Annotated in this window: 23 protein-coding genes; 12 read left to right on the top strand and 11 right to left on the bottom strand. The window is 64.4% G+C overall.

Features of this window, described 5'->3' with window-relative positions:
* Positions 1–233 precede the first annotated feature (233 nt).
* The 3 genes from JKL46_RS08030 to JKL46_RS35405 all read left to right on the top strand — a co-directional run bounded on the left by JKL46_RS08030 (position 234) and on the right by JKL46_RS35405 (position 5,317).
* Positions 234–2,678 (top strand): YfhO family protein, encoded by a 2,445-nt coding sequence (locus JKL46_RS08030; RefSeq protein WP_201831623.1) that lies wholly within the window; start codon positions 234–236, stop codon positions 2,676–2,678.
* 30 nt (positions 2,679–2,708) lie between these two features.
* A complete protein-coding gene (locus JKL46_RS08035) occupies positions 2,709–3,578 on the top strand; it encodes a hypothetical protein (RefSeq protein ID WP_210381299.1) in 870 nt (289 codons plus the stop codon).
* 368 nt (positions 3,579–3,946) lie between these two features.
* A complete protein-coding gene (locus JKL46_RS35405) occupies positions 3,947–5,317 on the top strand; it encodes a CBS domain-containing protein (RefSeq protein ID WP_246529203.1) in 1,371 nt (456 codons plus the stop codon).
* 186 nt (positions 5,318–5,503) lie between these two features.
* On the opposite strand, the gene thrS is transcribed toward JKL46_RS35405, so the two are convergent.
* The 3 genes from thrS to JKL46_RS08060 form a co-directional block, all read right to left on the bottom strand.
* Positions 5,504–7,531 (bottom strand): threonine--tRNA ligase, encoded by a 2,028-nt coding sequence (gene thrS / locus JKL46_RS08050; RefSeq protein ID WP_201831629.1) that lies wholly within the window; start codon positions 7,529–7,531, stop codon positions 5,504–5,506.
* Positions 7,532–7,609: 78 nt separating this feature from the next.
* Positions 7,610–7,951 (bottom strand): membrane protein insertion efficiency factor YidD, encoded by a 342-nt coding sequence (gene yidD / locus JKL46_RS08055; protein ID WP_201831630.1) that lies wholly within the window; start codon positions 7,949–7,951, stop codon positions 7,610–7,612.
* Positions 7,944–8,396 carry an iron-sulfur cluster assembly scaffold protein gene (locus JKL46_RS08060; protein WP_201831631.1) on the bottom strand — a complete coding sequence of 151 codons (453 nt, stop codon included), beginning with the start codon at positions 8,394–8,396 and terminating at the stop codon, positions 7,944–7,946. The genes yidD and JKL46_RS08060 overlap by 8 nt, the downstream gene beginning before the upstream one ends.
* Before the next feature lie 158 nt (positions 8,397–8,554).
* Here JKL46_RS08060 and folE point away from each other — a divergent pair, with 158 nt between their 5' ends.
* The 4 genes from folE to JKL46_RS08080 all read left to right on the top strand — a co-directional run bounded on the left by folE (position 8,555) and on the right by JKL46_RS08080 (position 12,194).
* Positions 8,555–9,184 carry a GTP cyclohydrolase I FolE gene (gene folE, locus JKL46_RS08065; RefSeq protein ID WP_425493243.1) on the top strand — a complete coding sequence of 210 codons (630 nt, stop codon included), beginning with the start codon at positions 8,555–8,557 and terminating at the stop codon, positions 9,182–9,184.
* A gap of 8 nt (positions 9,185–9,192) precedes the next feature.
* Entirely contained in the window at positions 9,193–9,609 is a 417-nt protein-coding gene (gene hisI, locus JKL46_RS08070; RefSeq protein ID WP_201831637.1) for a phosphoribosyl-AMP cyclohydrolase, read from the top strand.
* A 330-nt stretch (positions 9,610–9,939) separates the two neighbouring features.
* Positions 9,940–11,094, top strand: coding sequence for an MFS transporter (locus tag JKL46_RS08075; protein WP_201831639.1), 1,155 nt, complete (start codon positions 9,940–9,942; stop codon positions 11,092–11,094).
* An 89-nt stretch (positions 11,095–11,183) separates the two neighbouring features.
* Complete coding sequence (locus JKL46_RS08080) at positions 11,184–12,194, top strand: patatin-like phospholipase family protein (protein ID WP_201831647.1); 1,011 nt, start codon at positions 11,184–11,186, stop codon at positions 12,192–12,194.
* Between the two features lie 277 nt (positions 12,195–12,471).
* On the opposite strand, the gene JKL46_RS08085 is transcribed toward JKL46_RS08080, so the two are convergent.
* Both JKL46_RS08085 and JKL46_RS08090 read right to left on the bottom strand, forming a co-directional pair.
* A complete protein-coding gene (locus JKL46_RS08085) occupies positions 12,472–12,903 on the bottom strand; it encodes a CBS domain-containing protein (RefSeq protein ID WP_201831649.1) in 432 nt (143 codons plus the stop codon).
* A gap of 136 nt (positions 12,904–13,039) precedes the next feature.
* Positions 13,040–13,855 carry a rhomboid family intramembrane serine protease gene (locus JKL46_RS08090; protein WP_201831651.1) on the bottom strand — a complete coding sequence of 272 codons (816 nt, stop codon included), beginning with the start codon at positions 13,853–13,855 and terminating at the stop codon, positions 13,040–13,042.
* Positions 13,856–14,253: 398 nt separating this feature from the next.
* Here JKL46_RS08090 and JKL46_RS08095 point away from each other — a divergent pair, with 398 nt between their 5' ends.
* On the top strand, positions 14,254–14,835 hold the full coding sequence (locus JKL46_RS08095) for a transglutaminase-like cysteine peptidase (RefSeq protein WP_246529204.1): 582 nt from the start codon (positions 14,254–14,256) through the stop codon (positions 14,833–14,835).
* 149 nt (positions 14,836–14,984) lie between these two features.
* Here the strand turns inward: JKL46_RS08095 and JKL46_RS08100 are convergent, their stop codons facing one another.
* The 3 genes from JKL46_RS08100 to cysE form a co-directional block, all read right to left on the bottom strand.
* Positions 14,985–15,515 carry a gamma carbonic anhydrase family protein gene (locus JKL46_RS08100; RefSeq protein WP_201831655.1) on the bottom strand — a complete coding sequence of 177 codons (531 nt, stop codon included), beginning with the start codon at positions 15,513–15,515 and terminating at the stop codon, positions 14,985–14,987.
* A 61-nt stretch (positions 15,516–15,576) separates the two neighbouring features.
* A complete protein-coding gene (locus JKL46_RS08105; RefSeq protein WP_210381300.1) occupies positions 15,577–15,774 on the bottom strand; it encodes a DUF3126 family protein in 198 nt (65 codons plus the stop codon).
* A 107-nt stretch (positions 15,775–15,881) separates the two neighbouring features.
* Entirely contained in the window at positions 15,882–16,718 is an 837-nt protein-coding gene (gene cysE / locus JKL46_RS08110) for a serine O-acetyltransferase (RefSeq protein WP_201831657.1), read from the bottom strand.
* A 207-nt stretch (positions 16,719–16,925) separates the two neighbouring features.
* Here cysE and JKL46_RS08115 point away from each other — a divergent pair, with 207 nt between their 5' ends.
* Positions 16,926–17,726, top strand: coding sequence for an enoyl-CoA hydratase (locus tag JKL46_RS08115; RefSeq protein ID WP_201831658.1), 801 nt, complete (start codon positions 16,926–16,928; stop codon positions 17,724–17,726).
* A 1-nt stretch (position 17,727) separates the two neighbouring features.
* Here the strand turns inward: JKL46_RS08115 and JKL46_RS08120 are convergent, their stop codons facing one another.
* The 3 genes from JKL46_RS08120 to JKL46_RS08130 all read right to left on the bottom strand — a co-directional run bounded on the left by JKL46_RS08120 (position 17,728) and on the right by JKL46_RS08130 (position 19,984).
* Positions 17,728–18,219: a class I SAM-dependent methyltransferase gene (locus tag JKL46_RS08120; protein WP_201831659.1), complete on the bottom strand. Its 492-nt coding sequence runs from the start codon at positions 18,217–18,219 to the stop codon at positions 17,728–17,730.
* A gap of 56 nt (positions 18,220–18,275) precedes the next feature.
* Positions 18,276–19,040 carry an alpha/beta fold hydrolase gene (locus tag JKL46_RS08125; protein WP_201831660.1) on the bottom strand — a complete coding sequence of 255 codons (765 nt, stop codon included), beginning with the start codon at positions 19,038–19,040 and terminating at the stop codon, positions 18,276–18,278.
* Positions 19,041–19,144: 104 nt separating this feature from the next.
* Positions 19,145–19,984, bottom strand: a complete 840-nt coding sequence (locus JKL46_RS08130) for an SDR family oxidoreductase (RefSeq protein WP_201831661.1) — start codon at positions 19,982–19,984, stop codon at positions 19,145–19,147.
* Positions 19,985–20,144: 160 nt separating this feature from the next.
* Here JKL46_RS08130 and JKL46_RS08135 point away from each other — a divergent pair, with 160 nt between their 5' ends.
* From JKL46_RS08135 to JKL46_RS08145, 3 genes are all read left to right on the top strand, one after another.
* On the top strand, positions 20,145–20,522 hold the full coding sequence (locus JKL46_RS08135; RefSeq protein ID WP_201831663.1) for a winged helix-turn-helix transcriptional regulator: 378 nt from the start codon (positions 20,145–20,147) through the stop codon (positions 20,520–20,522).
* Between the two features lie 174 nt (positions 20,523–20,696).
* Positions 20,697–20,960: a zinc-finger domain-containing protein gene (locus JKL46_RS08140; protein ID WP_201831665.1), complete on the top strand. Its 264-nt coding sequence runs from the start codon at positions 20,697–20,699 to the stop codon at positions 20,958–20,960.
* A 115-nt stretch (positions 20,961–21,075) separates the two neighbouring features.
* The gene (locus JKL46_RS08145) at positions 21,076–22,263 is read left to right on the top strand and encodes an FAD-dependent monooxygenase (RefSeq protein WP_201831667.1); all 1,188 of its coding nucleotides are present in this window, start codon (positions 21,076–21,078) and stop codon (positions 22,261–22,263) included.
* The last annotated feature ends 49 nt before the right edge of the window (positions 22,264–22,312 follow it).

The following is a 22,312-nucleotide window of genomic DNA, read 5'->3' on the forward strand; positions in this document are numbered from 1 at the left end:
AAGGCGGCGGGCAAGGCAGGCAACGACTTGCCATCGTCTCGCCGTCTTGCTGCGCTTGAGGGAGCGCGGGCGTACCAAGGGCGGGCCGCTGCCACAGAAGAAACAGCAGCGGATGTATAGGGGGAGTGCGGTCAGACGCCAAGCAGGTTTCACTCATGGCTAACCGGCATGCTTCTGCAGGCGGGAGGGGTCGTTGGGAAGGCGTGAGCAGGCGGGGGCACCGCTCAAGGGCAATGCAGACATCCATTTCAGGGCCTGACGGCCCACTATCCCAGCCGGTCTGGTCGCAGCGCCAGACGCTGACCGCCTTTGCGCTCATCCTGGCGGCCTGGGCGATCGCGGTCTCGATCTGGCCCCTGACGGGGTCCGTGGTGCCCTGGGATTCCAAGAACCAGTTCTATCCCACCCTGCGCTATCTCGGCACGGCCCTCGCCAGCGGGGAACTCCCCCTCTGGAATCCCTACCATTTCGGCGGCCACCCCTCGGCGGCCGATCCGCAATCCCTCCTGTTCACCCCCACCATGCTGTTCTTCGGCTGGCTCGTCCCGGAGCCGTCGATGCAGGCTTTCGACGTGGTCGTCTTCGCCCATTTCCTGCCCGGCGCGCTGGCCTTCGTGCCGCTGTTCCGCCGCAGGGGCTGGCATCCGGCAGGCGCCGTGGCAGCCGCCCTCGTCTTCATGCTCGGCGGCTCGGCCACGGCCCGGCTCCAGCACACGGGCATGATCTTCAGCTACGGCTTCTTCCCCCTCGCCTTCTGGCTGCTGGAAGAGGCGATGGACCGCCGCTCCTATCGCTACGGCGTGCTGTTCGCGCTGAGCGCAGCGATGATGGTGATCGGGCGCGACCAGGTCGCTTTCCTCTGCGCGCTGACGCTCATCGCGCTCGCGGCGCAGCGGATCTGGTGCGCGCCGCAACCCCTCGCCTATTTCAAGTCGCGCCTCGGCCTTCTTCTGTCCATGGGCCTGATCGGCGGCGCCCTTCTCGCCGTGCCGGTCATTCTGACCATGCAATTCCTCGCCACCTCGACCCGGCCCTCCTTCGGCTTCGGCGTGGCGGCGATGGGGTCCCTGCCGCCCGAGAGCCTGGCGACGATCCTGTTCGGCAACGTCTTCGGATCCCTGCGCTGGACCTACGATTACTGGGGCCCTGACTGGCATAGCCTGTCGGAGGGCACCTGGACCGATCGGGCGACGAACTACCTGTTCGTCGGCACGATCCCCGCTCTCCTTCTCCTCTGGCACGGGGTTGCCGGCGGGCGCCTGTTCGCCCGCGAGTTCCGGTTCTTCCTGGTGCTGGGCCTCATCGCCCTGTTCTATGCCCTCGGCCGCTACACCCCAGGCTTCGAAGTGATCTTCGATCACCTGCCGGGCGTGAACCTCTATCGCCGGCCGGCGGACGCCACTTTCGTGATCAACATCGCCCTCGCCTTCGCGGCCGGCTATCTCGTTCACCGCTATGCGACGGACGGGCTGCCCCGGTGGAACCGGGCGTCTCTCGGGCCGCTGCGGGCCATGCTGCCGCTGCTGGCTCTCGGCCTCCTGGTGGCCGCCGTCGCCAGCGCCCTCGTCTTCGCCATCCGCGGCGGCCACGTTTCCTCCGCGCTGACGGAGATCGGCATCGGGCTTGCCGCCGCCATGCTGGCCATGATCGCGATCGCAAAGACGAGCGCCACCGCCCAATGGCGCGGCGCCGTCGCGATGGTGCTGGTCACACTCACCGGTGCGGAGCTGATCGGCCGCCATGCCGCCTCGGCTCTGAATGCGGAGCCGGCCGAACGCTATACGGTCTATACCAAGCTGCCGCCCGAGCAGCTTCAGGGCATACAGATCCTCAAGCGTGAGCTCGCGGAGCGCAACGCGCGCGGCGAGTATCCGCGCGTCGAGATCCTCGGCCTCAAGGGCGCCTGGCAGAATGCCTCCATGGTCCTCGGGATCGAGGACATCATCGGCTACAACCCCCTGCGCCTCGCCGATTACGAGCGCGCCATCGGTCCCGGCGAGAACGCCGAGGATCCCAACCTGCGCCGTTTCCCAACCAGCTTCCGGGGCTATGAATGCGAGCTCGCGAGCCTTCTCGGGCTCGACTACATCGTCCTCGATCGCCCGGCCCGCCAGCTGCCGCGCCATTTCCCGCGCCTGACCGATGCGGAGGTCGTCTACGGCACCGGGCGGATGTGGATCTATCGCCTCAACACCTCCGTCCCCCGCGCCTATGTGGCGCATCACGTGACGCCGGTGGATTCCGAGGCCGTGCTCGGCCAGGAGGAATTGCCCGAATTCAACCGCGAGACGGAAGCCCTCATCGACGAAGACGGCATGCGCATGCTCAAGGGCGCCTACGCGCCGGCAGGCGCCGATCAGAGCAAGGCAAAGGGAACGGCCCGGATCATCGCCTATCAGCGGAATTCGGTTACGCTGGAGGTCGAGAGCAGCGACAACGGCGTGCTCGTCCTGCACGACATCGACTATCCGGGCTGGGAGGCCTGGGTGGATGGCGAGCGCCGCCCGATCCTGCGCGCCAACCTCCTTTTCCGGGGCGTCGAGATCGGGCCGGGCAAGCACAGGGTTGAATTTCATTTCCGTCCGATGTCTTTTGAGAATCTGGTTGCGGCCGCCTCCAATCTCGTGAAGAGCGAGGAGAAGCCGATCCGGACGGCCATCGCCTCCCCGCTCCAGTGAGGAGCCATTCTTTCAACCGATGATTTTGCTTTGAAGAAGCCGTTTACCCTCGCCGCCCTTTTCGCCTGTGCCGCTGTCTCAGCAGCGTCGGCGCAGTCGCCTGCCGTTCCGTCCATGTCGCAGAGCCTGCCGCCGATCACACTCGGACAGGTGATGCTGAATGCGGCCGCGACCTTTGCCGGCAGCAACGAGCCGATCCGCTCCGGCCTCATCTGGCGGATCTACGAGGATCGCGGCGACGCCTCCCAGCCCACCATCGTCGCCCGCTCGACCGGCCCGACGCCGAGCTTCACCCTTTCGCCCGGCAACTACATCATCCACGTCGCCTACGGGTTTGCCAGCGCCTCGAAGCGCATCAGCGTCCAGCGCGGCAACCTGAACGAGCGGCTCGCCATCAATGCCGGCGCCCTTCAGCTCAAGGGCGCGGTGAGCGGCAGCCCGATCCCGGCCAACCGCCTCACCTTCTCCGTCTATGTGCCCGAGGCGCAGAATTCCGAAGGGCGGCTCGTCATCGCCGACGCGAAGGCGAACGACATGATCCGGCTGCCGGAGGGCACCTATCACGTGGTCTCCACCTATGGCGACGCCAACGCCATCATGCGCAGCGACCTGAAGGTGGAATCGGGCCGGGTGACCGAGGCGACCCTCAATCACCGCGCCGCGACCGTGACCCTCAAGCTCGTGGGATCGGCGGGCGGCGAGGCCTTCGCCGGCACAGCCTTCAGCGTGCTCACCCCCGGCGGCGACGTGATCCGCGAGGCCATCGGCGCGTTTCCCTCGGTGACGCTGGCCGAGGGCGAATATGTCCTGATCGCGCGCCATGAGGGCAAGGTCTATACCCGCGAGTTCAAAATCGAGAGCGGGCTCGACCGGGACGTCGAGATCATCACCACGCCCTGAAAGTCTGGCTCGTAAATCTCCCACCTCATCCTGAGGAGCCACGAAGTGGCGTCTCGAAGGATCATCCAGTGCTCTCTGGAGACGCCCTCGTCCTTCGAGACGCCGCCTCCGGCGGCCCTCAGGATGAGGGCTAGGGGGCAAAAATCCTTTACGAGCCAGACACTGAGAGTCTTCCTCATAGTTCATTGAGAGACCAAGCTGCATTCTCCCTCCCCTTTATGGGGAGGAGGGTAACTCGCGCTTTATGAGCAAGCCTCCGAGGACGGCTGAACCTTTCAGCCTTCGCGGCATTGACCGGTGGCTACTTAACGGTCGCGCCGCGCATGAGCCCCACTCCCAAAGGCGTGACCTTGCTGGAGAGGAAGCTCATGAAAATCGCAGAGATCATGACCCGCAACGTGCGCGTGGTCGCTCCGGACCGGTCGATCCAGGATGCGGCGCGTCTCATGGACGAGATGAATGTCGGCTCCCTTCCCGTCTGCGACGGGCGGCGTCTGCGCGGTGTGGTGACCGACCGCGACATCACCGTCCGGGCGACGGCAGCGGGCCTTGCTCCCGATACCACACGCGTGCGCGACATCATGTCGGACAATGTCTGGTGGTGCTTCGACGACGACGACGTCGATCACATCGTCGAGCTGATGAGCGAGCATCAGATCCGCCGCCTGCCCGTGGTCGATCACGACAAGCATCTCGTCGGCATCGTCGCCCTCGGCGATCTTGCGACCGACAGCGAAGGCGATGCGTCCCGTGCCCTGCACCGCATCTCCACTCCCTCGGAACCGGACCGGAGCGGCACGCCGTCGACGGCGCGCGCCGATCGGAGCCGCGGCGGACAATCCCGGCTGAGCGACGACGAGCGCCGCGAACTCGACCGTCGATCGAGGAGCGAGGATGACGACTGGCGCCATCGGCCATACGATTATCATGAGCATCGGCGGGGCCGTGAGGAAGGCTCGCGCAACCGCGGCCGCGGACAGTTCCGCTTCCGCGACGAGGACGACGTGCGCGCGGCTTTCGGAAGCTTCGGCCATCCGGGTGAGGAAGGCGCCCGCAATGCGCGCATGCGCGGCGGTTATGGCGGCGAGGGCTACCGGAACTACGGCGACGAATATGCGGGAAGCGGCTCGGCCGGGAGGGGCTACCGCCCGAAGCGCTACGGCGCCTCGACCATCACGGGCGAACGCGCCCGTCCCGGCGACGACAGCAGCGAGAACGATCGCGTGATGCAGGATCGGGAGCGCACCTGGAGCCTCGTGAACGAGCGGCGCGATCACAGCAATTACGGCGCCGGTCCCGGCAATACGCGTTTCGGCAACGACGCCACCGCGAGCCGGGGCGAGGTGCGCCGAGGCGAGCATCAGGGTCGTGGGCCAAAGGGCTACCAGCGTTCCGACGAGCGCATCCGCGAGGACATCAACGAGCGCCTTACCGACGATGCGATGATCGATGCGTCCGAGATCGAAGTGCAGGTCCAGAACCGGGAGGTCACGCTCACCGGCACCGTGCGCAACCGCAACGAGAAGCGCCGGACCGAAGACCTTGCCGAGTCGGTCTCCGGAGTGAGCAACGTGCAGAACAACCTGCGCATCGGTGAGCGTCAGGGCCCGCGCGCGGCGGGGGCGGAAGCAGGCGATGCCACGGCAGCTGCGGGCAACTCAGGCAGCGGGACGGCCGGCAACGCCTCGGGTACGACACCCGGCGGCCGAACGACGGGTCGTCAGCGGCAGACGAGTTGATTTGGTCAATTACACCCTGAACCCTCATCCTGAGGAGGTCACGCAGTGACCGTCTCGAAGGAGGATCCAGAGTACACTGAAGGCTCCTTCGAGACGCAGCTTTCAGCTGCTCCTCAGGATGAGGTCCAGTGGATAAAATAAGCCGGCGTCTCTCTGGAGACGCCGGCTTATTTGATTAGATGAAAACTACGCAATCGTCCGCTCGACCACGTGATGCCCGTCGAGGGTCACGTGGCCTTCCGGCTCCGACACGGCCTTCGCAGCGCGGCGGCGGTCTGGCGTGACGGCTTCGGCCGCGAGAGCCTTCAGCGCTTCCTCGAGCGTCATGGTCTGCTGGTTCGGGCTTCCCAGACGGCGAATGGACACCGTCCGTTCCGCAGCCTCCTTGCGGCCGACGACGAGAAGCACCGGCACCTTCACGAGCGAATGCTCGCGGACCTTGTAGTTGATCTTCTCGTTGCGCAGATCGGCCTCCACGCGAAGACCGGCGGCCTCTGCCGCGCGCACCACCTCCATGGCGTATTCGTCACCCTCCGAGGTGATGGTGGCCACGACGACCTGGGTCGGCGCGAGCCAGAGCGGGAAGTGGCCGGCGAAATGCTCGATCAGGATGCCGGTGAAGCGCTCCATGGAACCGCAGATCGCACGGTGCACCATGACCGGCGTCTTCTTCTGCCCGTCCGCATCGACATAGAATGCGCCGAACCGCTCAGGCAGGTTGAAGTCCACCTGCGTGGTGCCGCATTGCCAGTCGCGGCCGATGGCGTCGCGCAGCACGTACTCGAATTTCGGTCCGTAGAACGCGCCCTCGCCCGGATTGATCGAGGTCTTGATGCGTCCGCCTGACTGTTCCTCGATCTGCTTCAGGACGCGGGTCATCACGTCTTCCGCATGATCCCACATCTCGTCCGTGCCGACGCGCTTGTCGGGCCTTGTCGAGAGCTTCACGATGATCTCGTCGAAGCCGAAATCGGCATAGGTCGACAGAATCAGGTCGTTGATCTTCAGGCACTCCTCGGCCATCTGATCTTCCGTGCAGAAGATATGCGCGTCGTCCTGCGTGAAGCCGCGCACGCGCATCAGTCCATGCATCGCGCCCGACGGCTCGTAGCGATGCACGGCGCCGAACTCCGCGAGGCGCAGCGGCAGATCGCGATAGGACTTCAGCCCGTGCTTGAAGATCTGCACGTGGCCGGGGCAGTTCATCGGCTTGAGTGCGAAGACGCGCTTGTCCTCCGCCTCGTCGCCCGCCGACTGCACCGCGAACATGTTCTCGCGATACCAGCCCCAGTGGCCCGAGGTCTCCCACAGCGATGCGTCGAGCACCTGAGGCGCGTTGACCTCCTTGTAGTCCGCCTTCAGACGGCGGCGCATATAGGCGATCAGCTCCTGGAAGATCGTCCAGCCCTTGGAATGCCAGAAGACGACGCCCGGCCCCTCCTCCTGGAAATGGAACAGGTCCATCTCGCGGCCCAGGCGACGGTGGTCGCGCTTCTCGGCCTCCTCGAGCTGCTTGAGGTAGTTGTCGAGGTCTTCCTGGGACGCCCATGCGGTCGCATAGATGCGGGTGAGCATCGCGTTGTTGGAATCGCCGCGCCAATAGGCGCCCGCCACCTTCATGAGCTTGAAGGCATTGCCGATCTTGCCCGTGGAGGTCATGTGCGGACCGCGGCAGAGATCGAACCAGTCGCCCTGGGAATAGATCTTGAGATCCTGGCCTTCGGGAATCGCATCGACCAGCTCGACCTTGTAGGTCTCGCCCTTGTCCTTGAAGACCTGCCTGGCCTTGTCGCGGCTCCACACGTCCTTCGTGAAGGGTTTGTCGCGCGCGATGATCTCGCGCATCTTCGCCTCGATGGCCGGGAAGTCCTCCGGGGTGAAGGGCTCGTTGCGGGCGAAGTCGTAATAGAAGCCGTTCTCGATCACCGGACCGATGGTCACCTGCGTTCCCGGAAAGAGCTCCTGCACCGCCTCTGCCAGAACGTGTGCGGCGTCGTGCCGGATCAACTCCAGCGCGCGCGGGTCCTCGCGGTTGAGGAACTCGATCTTGGCATCCTGGGCGATCGGATCGGCGAGGTCCGTCACGGTGCCGTCGAGCGCCATGGCGACCGTGCGCTTGGCAAGCGACTTGGCGATGCCGTCCACGATCTCCCGGCCGGTGATGCCGGAATCGTACTGGCGCTGGGCGCCATCGGGGAATGTCAGGGTAATCATCGAATATTTCTCCTGGCTCACTCCTGCCAACGGAGCAGGTAAGCGGGGGCCGACGGTCTGTTGGATCGGAGGGCGAGTTCAGTCGCCGTCAGGTTCGACTGAATCGCAGGTGATCGCGGAGGCATTTTGAGGCGCGTTCACGCCCCGCCAGCGACCATAGGCCCAGGGCTTATACCAGGCGGCGCTCCCGGGCAACGCTTCCGGCACCAGGTCGATGCCGTGGGTGCCGAAGGGGCCGCAGCGGCAGATGCGGGCGACGCCCATCCAGCCCCCCGGCCAGAACCCGTGCCGCTGGATCGCCTCGTCCGTATATTCCGAGCAGGAGGGCAGATGCCGGCACTGGCGGCCGATAAGACCAGACAGGCTCAACTGGTATCCTCTGATTGCCCAATGGGCGGCCTGCTGGACGGGACTAGGCATTTATCCCACGCGCGGCTCGCCGGGCCTCGACCTGATCGAGCGCGTCCACGACGGCGTCGAAGGTGAGGAGGATGGAGGCATGGCGCGCCTTATAATCTTTAAGGGGCTCCAACACCTTAAGGTCCTCCCATTTGCCCTGGGGCGGATCTCCGTCGGCTTTCAGCAGACGACTTGCCGCATCGCGAACCTCACGAAGCTCCTCTATGGTCGCGCCGATTATATTCCGTGCCATGATGGATGAAGAGGCCTGACCGAGAGCGCAGGCCCTGACGTCATGGGCGAACGCCGTCACGATATTGCCGTCAAGCTTCACATCGACCGTCACGGTCGAGCCGCAGAGCTTGGAGCGGGCCGTGGCGGACGCATCGGGCGCGGCCAGCCGTCCAAGACATGGGATTTCGGCCGCGAGTTCGAGTATGCGTCTGCTGTAAATGTCGTTTAGCATAACGGTCTATGACATAACGTTTGGGAATGTGCTCACATACCTATATAAGCACTGTGTCCGCGCTTCGCGACGGCCTTCGTCGGCGTTGCTCGGAAAGAAAATAGAAACTGCCGGGCGGCAAAGCTTCCTCGGTTTACAAGTTGAGAAAGAGGCTCCACGTGAGTGATGTGGTTAAGTCCCTGCCTACGCGTCTGACGGCAGCCGTCGATATGTCCGCGGCACCGTCCCGAGAAGAAGCCGAAGCCGCCGTTCGCACCCTGATCCGCTGGGCCGGAGATGATCCGACCCGCGAGGGCCTGCACGACACGCCCAAGCGCGTGGCCAAGGCGTTCAAGGAATTTTATTCCGGCTATGACGAAGATCCGTCGGACATCCTCGACAAGATCTTCAGCGAAGTGGAAGGCTACGACAACATCGTGCTGGTGCGCGATATCCCCTTCTACTCGCATTGCGAACACCACCTGGTGCCGTTCTACGGCGTGGCGCATGTGGCCTATTACCCCACCAAAGGCGTGGTCGGGCTCTCGAAGCTTGCGCGCCTCGTCGATGCCTATGCCCGCCGGCTCCAGACTCAGGAGACCATGACCTCCCAGATCGCGAATGCGATGGTCGATGCGCTCGATCCCCGCGGCGTGGCCGTGATGATCGAGGCCGAGCACATGTGCATGTCCATGCGCGGCATCCAGAAGGCAGGCGCCCTCACCCTGACCACTCAGTTCACCGGCGTGTTCAAGGACGATCCGGCCGAGCAGGTGCGCTTCCTCACCCTGGTGCGGAACAGGGGCTGAGGCCTTCCATGAGCCTCCCTGCCTCCAACTCCTTTCCCGCTCCGGGCTCGAAGACCGAGCTTGAGGAGGGAAGCGTGCTCACGCCCCGGTTCGGCCCCGACGGGCTGATCACCTGCGTCACCACGGATGCGGCGAGCGGCGAGATCCTCATGGTCGCCCATATGAATGCCGAGGCCCTCGCCCGTACGATCGAGACGGGCGAAGCCTGGTACTGGTCGCGCTCCCGCAGCGAACTCTGGCACAAGGGCGCGACGAGCGGCCAGATCCAGACGGTGAGGGAGATCCGGACCGATTGCGACCAGGACGCCCTTCTCCTGAAAGTGCAGGTCGCCGGCGACGGCGGCTGCTGCCATACGGGGCGGCGCTCGTGCTTCTACCGCAAGGTGGAGAGCGCGAACGGCGAAATCCGCCTCATTGCGGACTGATCCTCCGGCAGCCCTCCTGAAAATCTGAATCATAGAGGGATTCCACCCCCGAGCCCTCATCCTGAGAGGCTGGCTCATAAATCTCTTCCCTCATCCTGAGGAGCCACGAAGTGGCGTCTCGAAGGAGCATCCAGCATGCGCTGGAGACGCCCTCGTCCTTCGAGACGGTGCTGCGCACCTCCTCAGGATGAGGGCTAGGGGGCGCAAAGCTTTTTATGAGCCAGCCTCTCAGGATGAAGTTGAGATTTATGAGCCAGCTTCTGAGATGCAGGGCTGCCATCGTCTCCTAAACGGGTGCACATCCCCGGCTTTCCGCGCTAGGAAGGCCGTATGACACGACGCGATCTTTTCCTGGCGCGGGTGGCGGCAAGCGCCGTCTTCTTCGGCAACGGCTTCGGCATCGGCACCTGGGCCGCTCAGCTTCCCCGCTTCAAGGTCTCTCTCGGGCTCTCGGACGGCCAGCTCAGCCTCGGGCTCCTGGCATTCTCTCTCGGCGCGGTCGCCCTCATGCCGGTCATCGGCTGGGCAGTCGCCGTGGTCGGCAGCCGGACCATGACGCTTGCTTCCGCTTTCGCCTTCGCAGGTGCCCTGCTGCTTCCGGGCCTGGCCCCGAACCTGAGCCTGTTCGTCGCCGCCTCCCTCATTGCCGGCGCCTGCAACGGCACCATGGATGTTGCCATGAACACCAATGCCACCGTGGTCGAGCGGAGCTGGGGGGCTGCCATCATGTCGTCTTTCCATGCCTTCTACAGCCTCGGCGGCCTCGCCGGCGCGGGCACTTCGGGCCTGCTGATCGCCCTCGATGTCGGGATCGTGCCGACCCTGGTGATCTCCTGCCTCGCCATGGGCCTTCTGTTCGTGGTCGCGGCCTTCTGGACCTTGGGTGAGCGGGAGAAGATGGGCGAAGGCCACGGCTTCGCCTGGCCGCGCGGCGCCGTCATTCTGCTGGCGGTGCTCGCCATGTTCTGCTTCATGGTCGAGGGCGCCATGGTGGACTGGTCGGCGATCTATCTCCAGACCGTCGCGGGAGCGAGCCTTGAGACTGCGGTTACCGGCTTTGCCGCCTTCTCGCTCGCCATGACCGTGTGCCGTTTCATGGGAGATTTCGTCGTACGCCATCTTGGCCGCGCCCGGACGCTCCAGTTCGGCGGGCTCCTCGCGGCCTTCGGCCTGGCCCTGGCCATGCTGATTCCGCACCCCCTGATCGCCTCTCTCGGCTTCGCCCTCGTCGGCATCGGCCTCGCCAATGTGGTGCCGGTTCTGTTCAGCACCGCCGGGCAGATGAAGGAAATCCCGCCCAGCATGGGCGTCGCCATGGTGGCGACGCTCGGCTATGGCGGCCTGCTGCTCGGCCCGCCGCTGATCGGGTTCGGGAGCGCGCTCTTCGGCCTGAGGGCGATGCTCGGCGTGCTGATCGCCTTCTCCTTCATCATCATCATTTTGTCGCAGAGGGCATTGCAGCGCTCCACTGTTCAGTTTTCCTGAACCAGTCCTACTTGAATCTTGAGGGCACCAGTTCATGCACCTTTCACGAGAGATGGGCATGAATGAGCAAGGATGCCTTGGAGTAACCAATGTTGTGGGACGGGATTGCCCGGCGCAGCGCCGGGTCAGGGGGCGGCGGGGGCGTGACGGAGACCAGGGCACCGGTTGAACGCAGTCCCCGGGCGAAGGCACGGATCGGCCTGGCTCTGGGGGGCGGCGCAGCGCGCGGCTGGTCCCATATCGGGGTGATCAGGGTTCTGGAGGAAGCCGGGATCGTTCCCGACGTCATCGCCGGAAGCTCCATCGGAGCCGTGGTCGGCGGCTGCTACGCGGCCGGCAAGCTCGACGAATTGGAGGCCTTTTCCCTCTCCCTGACCAAACGCCGCGTCATGGGGCTGCTCGATTTCCATTTCAGCGGAGCGGGCCTGATCGCCGGCGGACGCCTCCAGCGCCTGCTCGATCAGGATCTGACGGACAGGCGGGTCGAGACCCTGCCGATCAAGTTCTGCACCATCGCCACGGAGCTGGTGAGCGGCCACGAGATCTGGCTGACGCGCGGTCCGCTCGTCCAGGCCATGCGGGCCTCCTACGCCCTCCCCGGCGTCTTCGACCCGGTGATGATCGGCGGGCGCTGGCTCATGGACGGCGCCCTCGTCAATCCGATTCCGATCACGGCGGCCAGGGCGCTCGGGGCCGACATCGTGATCTGCGTCAACCTCAACGGTGAAGTGCGCGTGCGCGGAACGGTCATCCAGTCCTACGACGCGGAGACCAGCGACCAGCAGGAGATCGAAGAGGTCATCGAGGAAGCGCCTCGGCGCTGGGGCTTCTTCCCCGGCGCGAAAGCGGAGAAATCGCGCAAGCCGAACGCCCCCGGCCTCGCGACCGTCATGGTCGATGCCTTCAACATCACCCAGGACCGCATCGCCCGCTCGCGTCTCGCGGGCGATCCGCCCGACATCATGGTTGCGCCCAAGCTCGCCAAGATGGGGCTGTTCGAGTTCCACAGGGCGCAGGAATGCATCGCGCTCGGCCGGCAGGCCACGGAGCGTGCCCTGCCGGACATTCTCGAATTGCTGCAGGAGACGCAGCTCGAATGAGCAAAGCATCGGACCGATGCTCCACTCTTTGAAGAGCCCATCGTTGGACGCGTAAAACCGGGTCGTGACTTAAGTTTGCCCCCTGTCATTCCGGGGCGGCCAAAGGCCGAACCCGGAACCTATAACCGCTGAGGATGCAACAAAGAGGCGGCAAGCGTTTCGCGCTCTTCTGAACCGTCGGCGGTTATGGGTTCCGGGCTCGCCTGCGGCGCCCCGGAATGACCAAGGGCACACTTAAGTCACGACTAAAAACCGGGTCCGCCTTTCGCACGATGCGCTAGGCGGTCGCGATATATTCCTTGATGGCCTGCGTCTCCGCCTCGACCTCCTCGAGGCGCAGTTTCACCACGTCGCCGATCGAGATGATGCCGGAGAGCCGACCGCTCTCGACGACGGGAACATGCCGGAATTTCTGCTGCGTCATGAGCTCCATCACATGATTGATGGTGGTTTCGCTCGTGCAGGTCAGCACCTTCTCGGTCATGTAACGGGAGACGGGTTCCTCCAGGGCCTTGGCACCGTGCAAAGCGATCGCCCGCACGATATCGCGCTCAGTAATGATGCCGGCGACGGGACGGTGACCATCCACAATGAGAAGGGCACCTATTCTGCGCTCTGCGAGAACCCTGGCTGCCTCACTCAAGGTCTGACCCGGGTCGATGGTGGCGACGTCACGGCCTTTGAGCGAAAGGATTCGATTGACGATCATTTATTCCTCCCGTTGTGCGAACGGCGAGGACCGTCAGGCCCCGCATCCGCAAGGCTGAACCAAGAGTCCCGGACCCATGACCGAGGGTAAGGACCCTACGTCAGTCTAAGGATGATTGGGGCAAACGGCGTCGGTTTCAAGCCGAGATGCGTTTCGGCCGGGCCGGAAGCGGATCCAGAAACGGAAAAATGGCGAGGCCGACCAGGAAGCCGCCGATATGCGCCTCCCAGGCGATGCTGGCATCCGCGAGCCCCAGGGGTTCCACGAAAGCGAAGACGTAGTTCGTGGCGAACCAGATCCCGAGAAAGATCAGGACCTGCCTGTTGCGCACCATGTGCCACAGGGTCTCCCGCGGCTTCTCGTGCGGCTGGGTCAGGCGCCCCTCCCAATGCCAGGCCGCCGGGGCGAACATGAACCACGAGGCGGCGGCCATCATTCCGGATACGGCGCCCGACGCACCGATCATCGGCAGGACCTGCAGGGGATTCATGACGGCATAGAAAACCGCCCCGCCGATGGCGGAGGCCGCGGACAGGGTGAAGAACCGCCCGGCTCCGCAGCGTCGGACGAGAGGCGTGCCGAAGGCCGCGAGCCAGACGCTGTTGATGAGCACATGAGCCCAGGAGCCGTGAAGGAAAGCATAAGTCAGCGCCGTCCAGGGGCGCCCTTCGTCGTTCGCAAGCACATACTGCGCCAGCCCCATGAGCGGCGTCACGCTGTCATCGGGCACCCCTTCGCGAAGCGCGCTCATCACCTCGCTCGCCTGAACTCCGCCGAAGGCCACGGACCAGCGTACGGGGATGACCGACCAGTCGATGATCAGCGAGAAATCCGATTCGTCGGACAGAAGCATCCGGACGGCGTGAATGCCGATCAGGACGGCCAGGCAAAGGGTGATCGTGGCCGGAAGGTTGAGGATCGGCTCGCGGATGCGGGGCGTCTGTGGGGGCATGAAACGCTTTTGTTCTGGGGCAGCGGGTTAGGAATTCCGATGCAGGCGACATTCGACGGGTTGCGGCGACTTAACCCTTAACCGGGCTTCCAGTCGAGCAAAACCAACGGGTTAGCAATGGCCAAGCTTCTTTTAGAGGAAAGGACTTCCCTCCTCGGGTCCAGGCGTTGAATTTTTTGTTAACCATAACGGAACCCAATTCAGCGCGACGCGTTAACTCACCTTTTACTTTCCGCTTGAGCGGATAATTCAACCATGTCAGTTTGGTTAAAAGAACGTTAACCGGCTGGTGGGGCATGCGGAAGGTTTCTTTCAAGAACAGCCTTTTCTGTGGCGTAAATGAGAAGTTGGCCATTTCAGGCCGGTTCGTCAAAACAGCCGTCCTCGGGTTGTCCCTCATGTTCGTCGGTGCAGCTGCGCAGGCTCAGACCATGGCCTCCCTGCCCGTTTCCAGCGCTCCCATTTCGGCGGTCGGAACGGCCAAGCCCCTGCAGGGCTGGTCCCAGTTCTGCGAGACATTCCGGTCCGAATGCGCCGTCGACGTGACCGAGGATACGACCATCGATCTGACGCCGCAGGTCTGGAAGACCATCGTGTCCGTGAACCAGCGCGTGAACTCCAGCGTCAAGGCCGTGACGGATGCGGATCACTGGGGCGTCGTCGACGTCTGGGGCTTTCCCGATGACGGCCGCGGCGACTGCGAGGATTTCCAGCTCCTGAAGCGCCGCCTTCTCGCCGAGGCCGGCCTGCCCCGCCGCGCCATGCGCATGACCGTCGTGATCGACGAACTGGGCGAAGGTCATGCGGTGCTGATGGTTCGCACCAACCGCGGCGACTTCGTCCTCGACAACAAGACGTCGTCGATCCTGCCGTGGCACCGCACGGGCTACGTCTACATCAAGCGCGAGAGCCAGGACACGATCGGCTGGGTGTCGCTGGGCGGCATCATGTCGTCGCCGACCACCACCGCGAACCGCTAGAGCCGTTTCCACTTGCGTGGAAACATCTCCCTTCTTTGGTTCGCCGCATTTTTTGACGGCTAACCGGATCCACTTCGCCGAAAAATGCTCCAAAACGAAACCGGCCCTCACGGGCCGGATCTCTCATCGGGTCGAATATGTCGGGCGGATCAGTCGATCCGCCTTAATTTTTTGGAAAAGAGCTTCCAGTTTTCCACGTAGCTGATCGCGGACAGGCGAAGCTGTTCGGCGGCGTGTTCGTCGAGCACCCGGATCGCCTTGGCGGGCGCGCCGACGATGAGCGAATTGTCGGGAAAAACCTTGCCCTCGGTGACGAGCGCGTTGGCGCCTACGAGGCAGTTCGCACCGATCCGTGCGTGGTTCAGGATCGTAGCGCCCATGCCGACGAGGGAATTCTCGCCGATCGTGCAGCCGTGCAGGATGGCCTTGTGGCCGATGGTGCAGCCGGCCCCGATGCTCAACGGCGCTCCCATATCCGTGTGGAGCAGAGCCCCCTCCTGGATATTGGTGCCTTCGCCGACATCGATCAGCTCGTTGTCGCCGCGCAGAACGGCGCCGAACCAGATCCCCACGTCCCGGCCGAGCCGGACCCGGCCGATCACATGCGCGTCCGGAGCGATCCAGAAGCGGTCCTGTTCGGGCAGGATCGGGGAAATGTCGTCGAGGCTATAGATCGGCATCGCGAGCCCGGAATGAAAAGGCAGCAGAGCCTTGGAAATAAGCTCTGCTGCGGAACGCGGCCTAATCCTCGAGATCCGTATCGAGAATCGCCATGGTGAAGTTGTAGGAGCGGTCCCCGTCCTCGTCATCGACGAACAGCACGCCGACGAATTCCTCACCGATGTAAACTTCGGCCGAGTCGGTCTTCTTGGGCCGACCGACCACGCGGATCGAGTGGTTCGCAAAGGTCTGGCGCAGGTAGCGCTCGACTTTAGCCATCTCGGGTTTGTCCACTACAGGTCCTTTCTTGAAATCACGGAAGCAGCACTTGCCACGCCCGGCAAACGCGAGCAAGCGGCGTTGGGTCCCGGATGGGAACTCGCCCCCTAGATTCCGTCGGTATCCGAGAAGCAGTGATCCATGGAGCGGGCCGGTTCCTCGCATCCGGCCGTGCCGATGACCTTGGCGGGAACGCCGGCCACCGTGGCATTATGGGGCACGGGCTTGAGAACGACGGAGCCGGCGGCGATTCTGGCGCAATGGCCGACTTCGATGTTGCCGAGGATCTTGGCGCCGGCGCCGATCAGGACGCCGTGGCGGATCTTCGGATGCCGGTCGCCGCGCTCCTTGCCGGTGCCGCCGAGCGTCACGTCCTGGAGCATGGACACATTGTCCTCGACGACGGCGGTGGCGCCGACGACGAGGCCGGTGGCGTGATCGAGGAAGATGCCGCGTCCGATCCGGGCTGCCGGGTGGATGTCGGTCTGGAACGTGTCGGAGGAGCGGCTCTGCAGATAGAGGGCGACATCCTGACGCCCCCTCGTCCAGAGCCAATGCGCGAGACGATGGGTCTGGATCGCGTGGAAGCCCTTGAAGTAGAGCACCGGCTCGATGGCGCGGGTCACGGCGGGGTCGCGGTCGATGACCGCGCTGATGTCGGCCCGGAACGCCGCGCCGATGGTCCTGTCGTTCTCGACCGCCTCGAGGAAGATCTGCTCGATGATGTCGGCCGGGACGGCCGCGTGGCCGAGGCGCGAGGCGACCCGGTGGATGACCGCAGCCTCGAGGCTCGGCTGATGCAGGATCGCACTGAGCACGAAGCCCGCGATGGCCGGCTCTGCCTGGACGATGGCCTCGGCCTCCGCGCGCAGGCGATCCCAGATCGGATCGACCTTCCCGGCGACGGGGTTCAAGACCCCCGGCTTCAGGCGCGTCTGTGTCATAATAGTCTCCCTGCCCGCCTCACTGGAGGTCAAATCCGAAAAGACGGCCAATTGCGGGCTCCATCGATGCTTGGTGTAATGGCGCATTGTGATGCGCAAAATCGGTTCAACTTTTTCACGCCATCCGCAGCGCGTAGAAATTTTTCCGCGTGACGCGCTCTCACATAGATAAGAACTCTCTAAACGCTAACACAGATCCGGCGCGCCATGACTTACTCCTTTTCGCCCTCGACGTCCAAGCTTGTCGTTTCGGTATCCGACGGTCTTGCGACGATCGCCGTCGATAACCCCGCCAAGCACAACGCCGTCCATCTTGAGATGTGGAAGGCGATCCCCGAGATCGTGGCCGCCCTCGACCGGGACCCGGCGGTGCGCGTGGTGATCCTGAGGGGCGCAGGCTCGGAATCCTTCGCCTCCGGCGCCGATATCGGCGAATTCGCAACCGTGCGCGCCGATGCGGAAGGCGGACGGCTCTATGAAGCCATAAACGAGGCGGCGTTCTGGGCGGTCGCTCATTGCTCCAAGCCCGTCATCGCGATGATCCGCCGTTTCTGCCTCGGCGGCGGCTTCGGCCTCGCCCTCTCCTGCGACCTGCGCGTGGCATCGCAGAACGCGATCTTCGGCATCCCGGCCGCCCGGCTCGGAATCGGATATCCGCCTGGCGCCATGAAGCTCGTGACCGCGGCCGTCGGCGCCCCGGCCGCCAAGGACCTGTTCTTCACCGCAAGGCGGATCGATGCCCATGAGGCCGCACGCCTCGGGGTCGTGCAGCGGGTGGTGGCCGACGAGATCCTGGAAGCGTCCGTTCTCGAATTGGCCCGGTCGATCGCGGCCAATGCGCCGCTCACGATAAAGGCCGCCAAGGCGGCCATCGACGAATCCGTAGGCAATGCCCATCCAGCCGTCGATCCGGTCGCCCTCGCCGACCGGTGCTTCGACAGCGCCGATGCGGTCGAGGGGCGCAAGGCCTTCCTGGAGAAGCGCCAGCCGGTCTTCACCGGCCGATAGCTCAGGCCGCCTTCCGATAGACGAAATAGCGCCCCTCCGGCACATCCGTTTCGGCCGAGACGTCCCGGCACGACGGCATGTCGAAGGCGCGGTCTCCCAGGAGGAGTCCGCCCGGCTGGAGCAGGGTTTCGAGAAAGGGTGACAGGCGCCGGGCGAGATTGCGGTTCGCCTCCTCGTCGCCCGAGCCGATATCGATATGGATCAGGGCAGCCGATCCGGTTCCGTGCCGCTCGATGAAGGGCTCCAGGGTATCGAAGAGATCGCCGACGATCAGATAGCCTTCCGGCGGATAGCAGTCGGGATGGGCGGCCGGAGAGCGCTCGAAGGCGTAGATCTCGCGGCCCGGCAGCCGATCCCTCAGATGATCGTAGGTGCGCCCGTTACCGAGGCCGATCTCCAGAACCAGCCCTTCGGGACTGGCCTCCCGCGAACCCCAATCGAGCAGGGCGCGCTGAGCGGACAAGCGTCGGATGGCACTGTCGAGCCTGGTCATTTACATCTCCTCCCAGACAGATTGGGAGGGGTGACGTTAAGTCAAGCAGCCAAGCTTCAGGGGCGGCTGGCGAGGAAGTCGAGAACCCCCTGCTTGTGAACCTTGTCGCCCACGGCGAGATTGTGGTCGCGGCCGGGAATGTCGAGCGCCTTCGCGTTCGGGATCAGCTTCGCGAGTTCCGGGCCTGAGCCCGAGACGTCGTCGTTGGTGCCGACGGAGACCAGGGTCGGCAGCGTGATGGAGGCGACCTCCTGCTTCGTCAGCACCTGCCGCGAACCGCGGATGCAGGCGGCGAGCGCCTTGAGATCGCTTCCATTCTGTTCGGCGAAGGCGCGAAACATGCGCTGCATGGGATCGGTGAGATCATCGAGGGAGCGCGCTTCCATCGCATCGGCGATGCCGAGCGGCAGCCCGACGCCTTCGACGAGATGGATTCCGAGGCCGCCGAGAAGCATGGAGCGCATGCGCTCAGGCGAGGCGATCGCCATATGGGCGGTGATGCGCGCACCCATGGAATAGCCCATCACATCGGCCTTCTCGATTCCGAGATGATCGAGAAGCCGGCGCCCGTCCTCCGCCATCTTGTAGGAATCGTAGGCCACCGGATCGTAGAGCTTCTCGCTCTGGCCATGGCCGCGATTGTCGAAGGCAACGACCCGGTATCCCGCCCGCGTGAGGGTCTTCACCCAGAGCGTGTTCACCCAGTTGACCGCGTGGGTCGAGGCGAAGCCGTGGATCAGGAGGATGGGATCGCCCTCACCCTCGTGCGGCGGGACATCGATATAGGCGATGTTCACGCCCTCGGAATTGAAATAGCGCATGGACCCGGATGTGATCGAAATCGGAGGACGGGCGCAAACCTACGCACCCGCCCTGCCGATTGCAACGCCGTCGGATGCATGTCCGACAAGCGTCGCACTATGCGCTAGGCGGCGAAGACACCTGCGTAGTCGCGCGCATAGGTCTCGACGGAACGCGGCGCCTTGCCGGTCAGAGTCTGCACCGCATTGGAGACGGACGCCGTCCATCCTTCGCGGACGGGATGGAAGATCGCGGCGAGAAACTCAGCATAGGCCTTCGGAACGCCGGCGCTCACGAGCGTCGAGACGAATTCGCCGTCTGTCGCGGGCTTGTAGGCGATGGCGCGTCCCGATGCCTGCGAGAGGATTTCTGCCGCGTCTCCATAGCTCAGCGCCTCCGGCCCCGTGAGATTGAAGGCCTGCCCGTCGAACTTGTCCGTCGTGAGGGCGGCGGCGGCGGAGGCCGCAATGTCGCGCACATCGATGAAGGCGGACTTGCCCTCGCCTGCCGGAACCGAGATCACGCCATGCTTGATTCCCTGAAGCCAGAAGATCTCGAAATTGTCCGTGAACCAGTTCGGCCGCAGGATCACGTAAGGCGTGCCGGACCGCTCGATGAAGATCTCGATCTGGCGGTAAGGGATATCGTCATTGGCATCGGCGCCCGACACGGACTGGAAGACGATCTTCACCTTGCGCTCGGCAGCGAGCCTGACGAAGGGAAGCACGGTGCCGAGAACGTCGAGCGTGCCGGTCGGTGCCAGGACATAGGCGCGGTCGACGCCATCGAGCGCCGGCGCGAAGGTCGTCTCGTCCGTAAAGTCGAACCTCACTCCCTCGGCACGGCCGGCCGCCTTGCCCGAGCGGGACGCCGCCTTGACCTGCTCACCTTTCGCCAGCAGCTCGCCCACCAGCGGCTTGCCCACATTCCCCGTCGCGCCCAGAACCAGGATCTTTCCAGCCATTGCAATCTCCAGATATAGTTTCCAATAGATACCAAGCATCTATATTGATTATTGAACCCATATCGATATGCTGCTGTAAAGAACGCACCTTTAAGTGCGATGGTCACCTGAAGGTAACCGTGGACCCGATGGGGCACCGGAACGAGGAGCATCGGCAGGGATGTCCAGCTACGACGTTTACGCGAAGAACTGCCCGACCCGGCTGGTCCTCGACCGGCTCGCGGACAAATGGGCCCTGCTCGTCCTCAACCGCCTGACCGATGAGCCGGTGCGCTTCAACCGGCTGCGCCGGGACATCGAAGGCGTGTCGCAGAAGGTGCTGACCCAGACCCTCCGGAACCTCGAACGGGACGGGCTGGTCGCCCGCGAGGTCTTTCCGACCGTTCCGGTGACGGTGGAATATTCGCTGACTCCTTTGGGCCGCACGCTGACCCAGACCGTGGCAGCCCTCACCCATTGGGCGGAAGAGAATTTCGATTCCGTGCGCCTCGCCCAGCAGTCTTTCGACGCCTCGAAGGCCGGTCACGCCCGGCTGTGACGGGCGCATATTTTTGCTCGAGAACTGTTTCCACTCGCGTGGAATCACCTCTCTGCTTTGGTTTGCCGCATTTTTTGACGGCGGACCGGATCCACTTCGCCGAAAAATGCTCTAGGCGCATGCCCCTTCGGCCATTATGGTGCGCGCAAATTTCATCGCTTCAGAGCATTGATCATGGCTGACAAAGGCACTCCGCATTTTCACAACGATCCTGGCGTCCCCGTCATTCACGTGGGCGCGAAGGAGTTCATGTGCATCGGCGCGACGCCCCCCTTCGATCACCCTCACATCTTCATCGACATGGGTTCCGACACCGAGACCGTCTGCTCCTATTGCTCGACCCTGTTCAAGTACGACCCGTCCCTGAAGGCCTATGAGGCCCGCCCGGCCGAGTGCGTCTGGGAGCCCGACTACGCCGCGGCGGCCGACGCGCGCTAGAGCATCGGACGGAAAAGTGGATCCGGTTTTCTGTCTCGACCGATGCTCTCATTCAAGGAGAAAGCATCGGATTGATCCCAAAAGTGCAAGTCCACTTTTGGGTCCGATGCTTTAAGTGTCCCGCCTGTCGATTGCCATCGTCGGCGCCGGCATCGGCGGCCTGACGACAGCCCTGGCCCTCGCACGAGGGGGCCACGAGATCATCCTCGTCGAGCGCCGCACCGGCTTCAGCGAAGTCGGAGCCGGTCTGCAGCTCTCTCCCAATGCCAGCCGCATCCTGACGTGGCTCGGGCTCGCGCCCGCCCTGCGGCGCGTCGCGACGGAGCCCCAGCGCGTCGTCGTGCGATCGATCCGCTCCGGCAAGGCCATCGGGCAGGTCGCGCTCGGTCCCTTCATGCGCCAGCGCTTCGAGGCGCCCTATTGGGTCGTGCACCGGGCGGACCTTCAGACGATCCTCCTCGATGCCGTGCGCTCCGAGCCGTCGATCCGCCTCGTCATGGGCCGAACGGTGGAAACGGTCGAAGACGGGCCGGCGGAGGCCAGCCTCACCTGGGTATCGGCCGGCGGTGCGCGCGAGACGATCAAGGCGGACCTGGTCGTCGGCGCCGACGGCGTCTGGTCCCAGGTCAGGCAGGCTCTCGGCGACGCGCCGCCTCCCACCTATCGTGGTTACATCGCCTGGCGCGCGACCTTCGATCGGAATGCGGCCCCCGCCGAATTGGCGGGCGACGAGACAGGCCTGTGGCTCGGCCCGCACGGGCACGTGGTGCACTATCCCATAGCCGGCGGAAGACTGGTCAACGTCGTTGCCATCGAGAGAAGCCCGACACCTGTCGAGGGCTGGGCCGCGCCTGGCCATCGCGACGAGCTGCTGGCCCGCTATGGATCGGCCGCCCCCGCCCTGCGCCAGTTGCTCGCTCAGCCGCAGGAATGGCTGCGCTGGTCGCTGTTCGACCATCCCACCCAGCGTTTCGCCAAGGGACGCATCGCCCTGCTCGGCGACGCCGCCCACCCCGTCCTGCCGTTTCTCGCCCAGGGGGCCGCGCTCGCCATCGAGGACGCCGCCACCCTCGCCTTCCTGTTGACGGAAAACCGGTCCGACGTCCCGCAAACCCTCGTAGCTTACGAGAAACAGCGCCTCGACCGGGCGCGCAGGGTCCAGGACGAGGCGCGCAGGAACGGGCGCATCTACCATGCCGGCGCACTGATCGGCTTCGGGCGCGATCGGGTCATGCGCCATCTCGGGCCCGAGGGCATGACGAAGCGATACGACTGGCTCTACGGCTTCCGCACGCCCGAATGACCGCGGAGCCGGTCCGGACTCTTTGACTTGCACTCTGCCTCGGGGCCCG

It is taken from the genome of Microvirga zambiensis WSM3693 (assembly GCF_016735695.1).
Lineage (GTDB): Bacteria > Pseudomonadota > Alphaproteobacteria > Rhizobiales > Beijerinckiaceae > Microvirga > Microvirga zambiensis.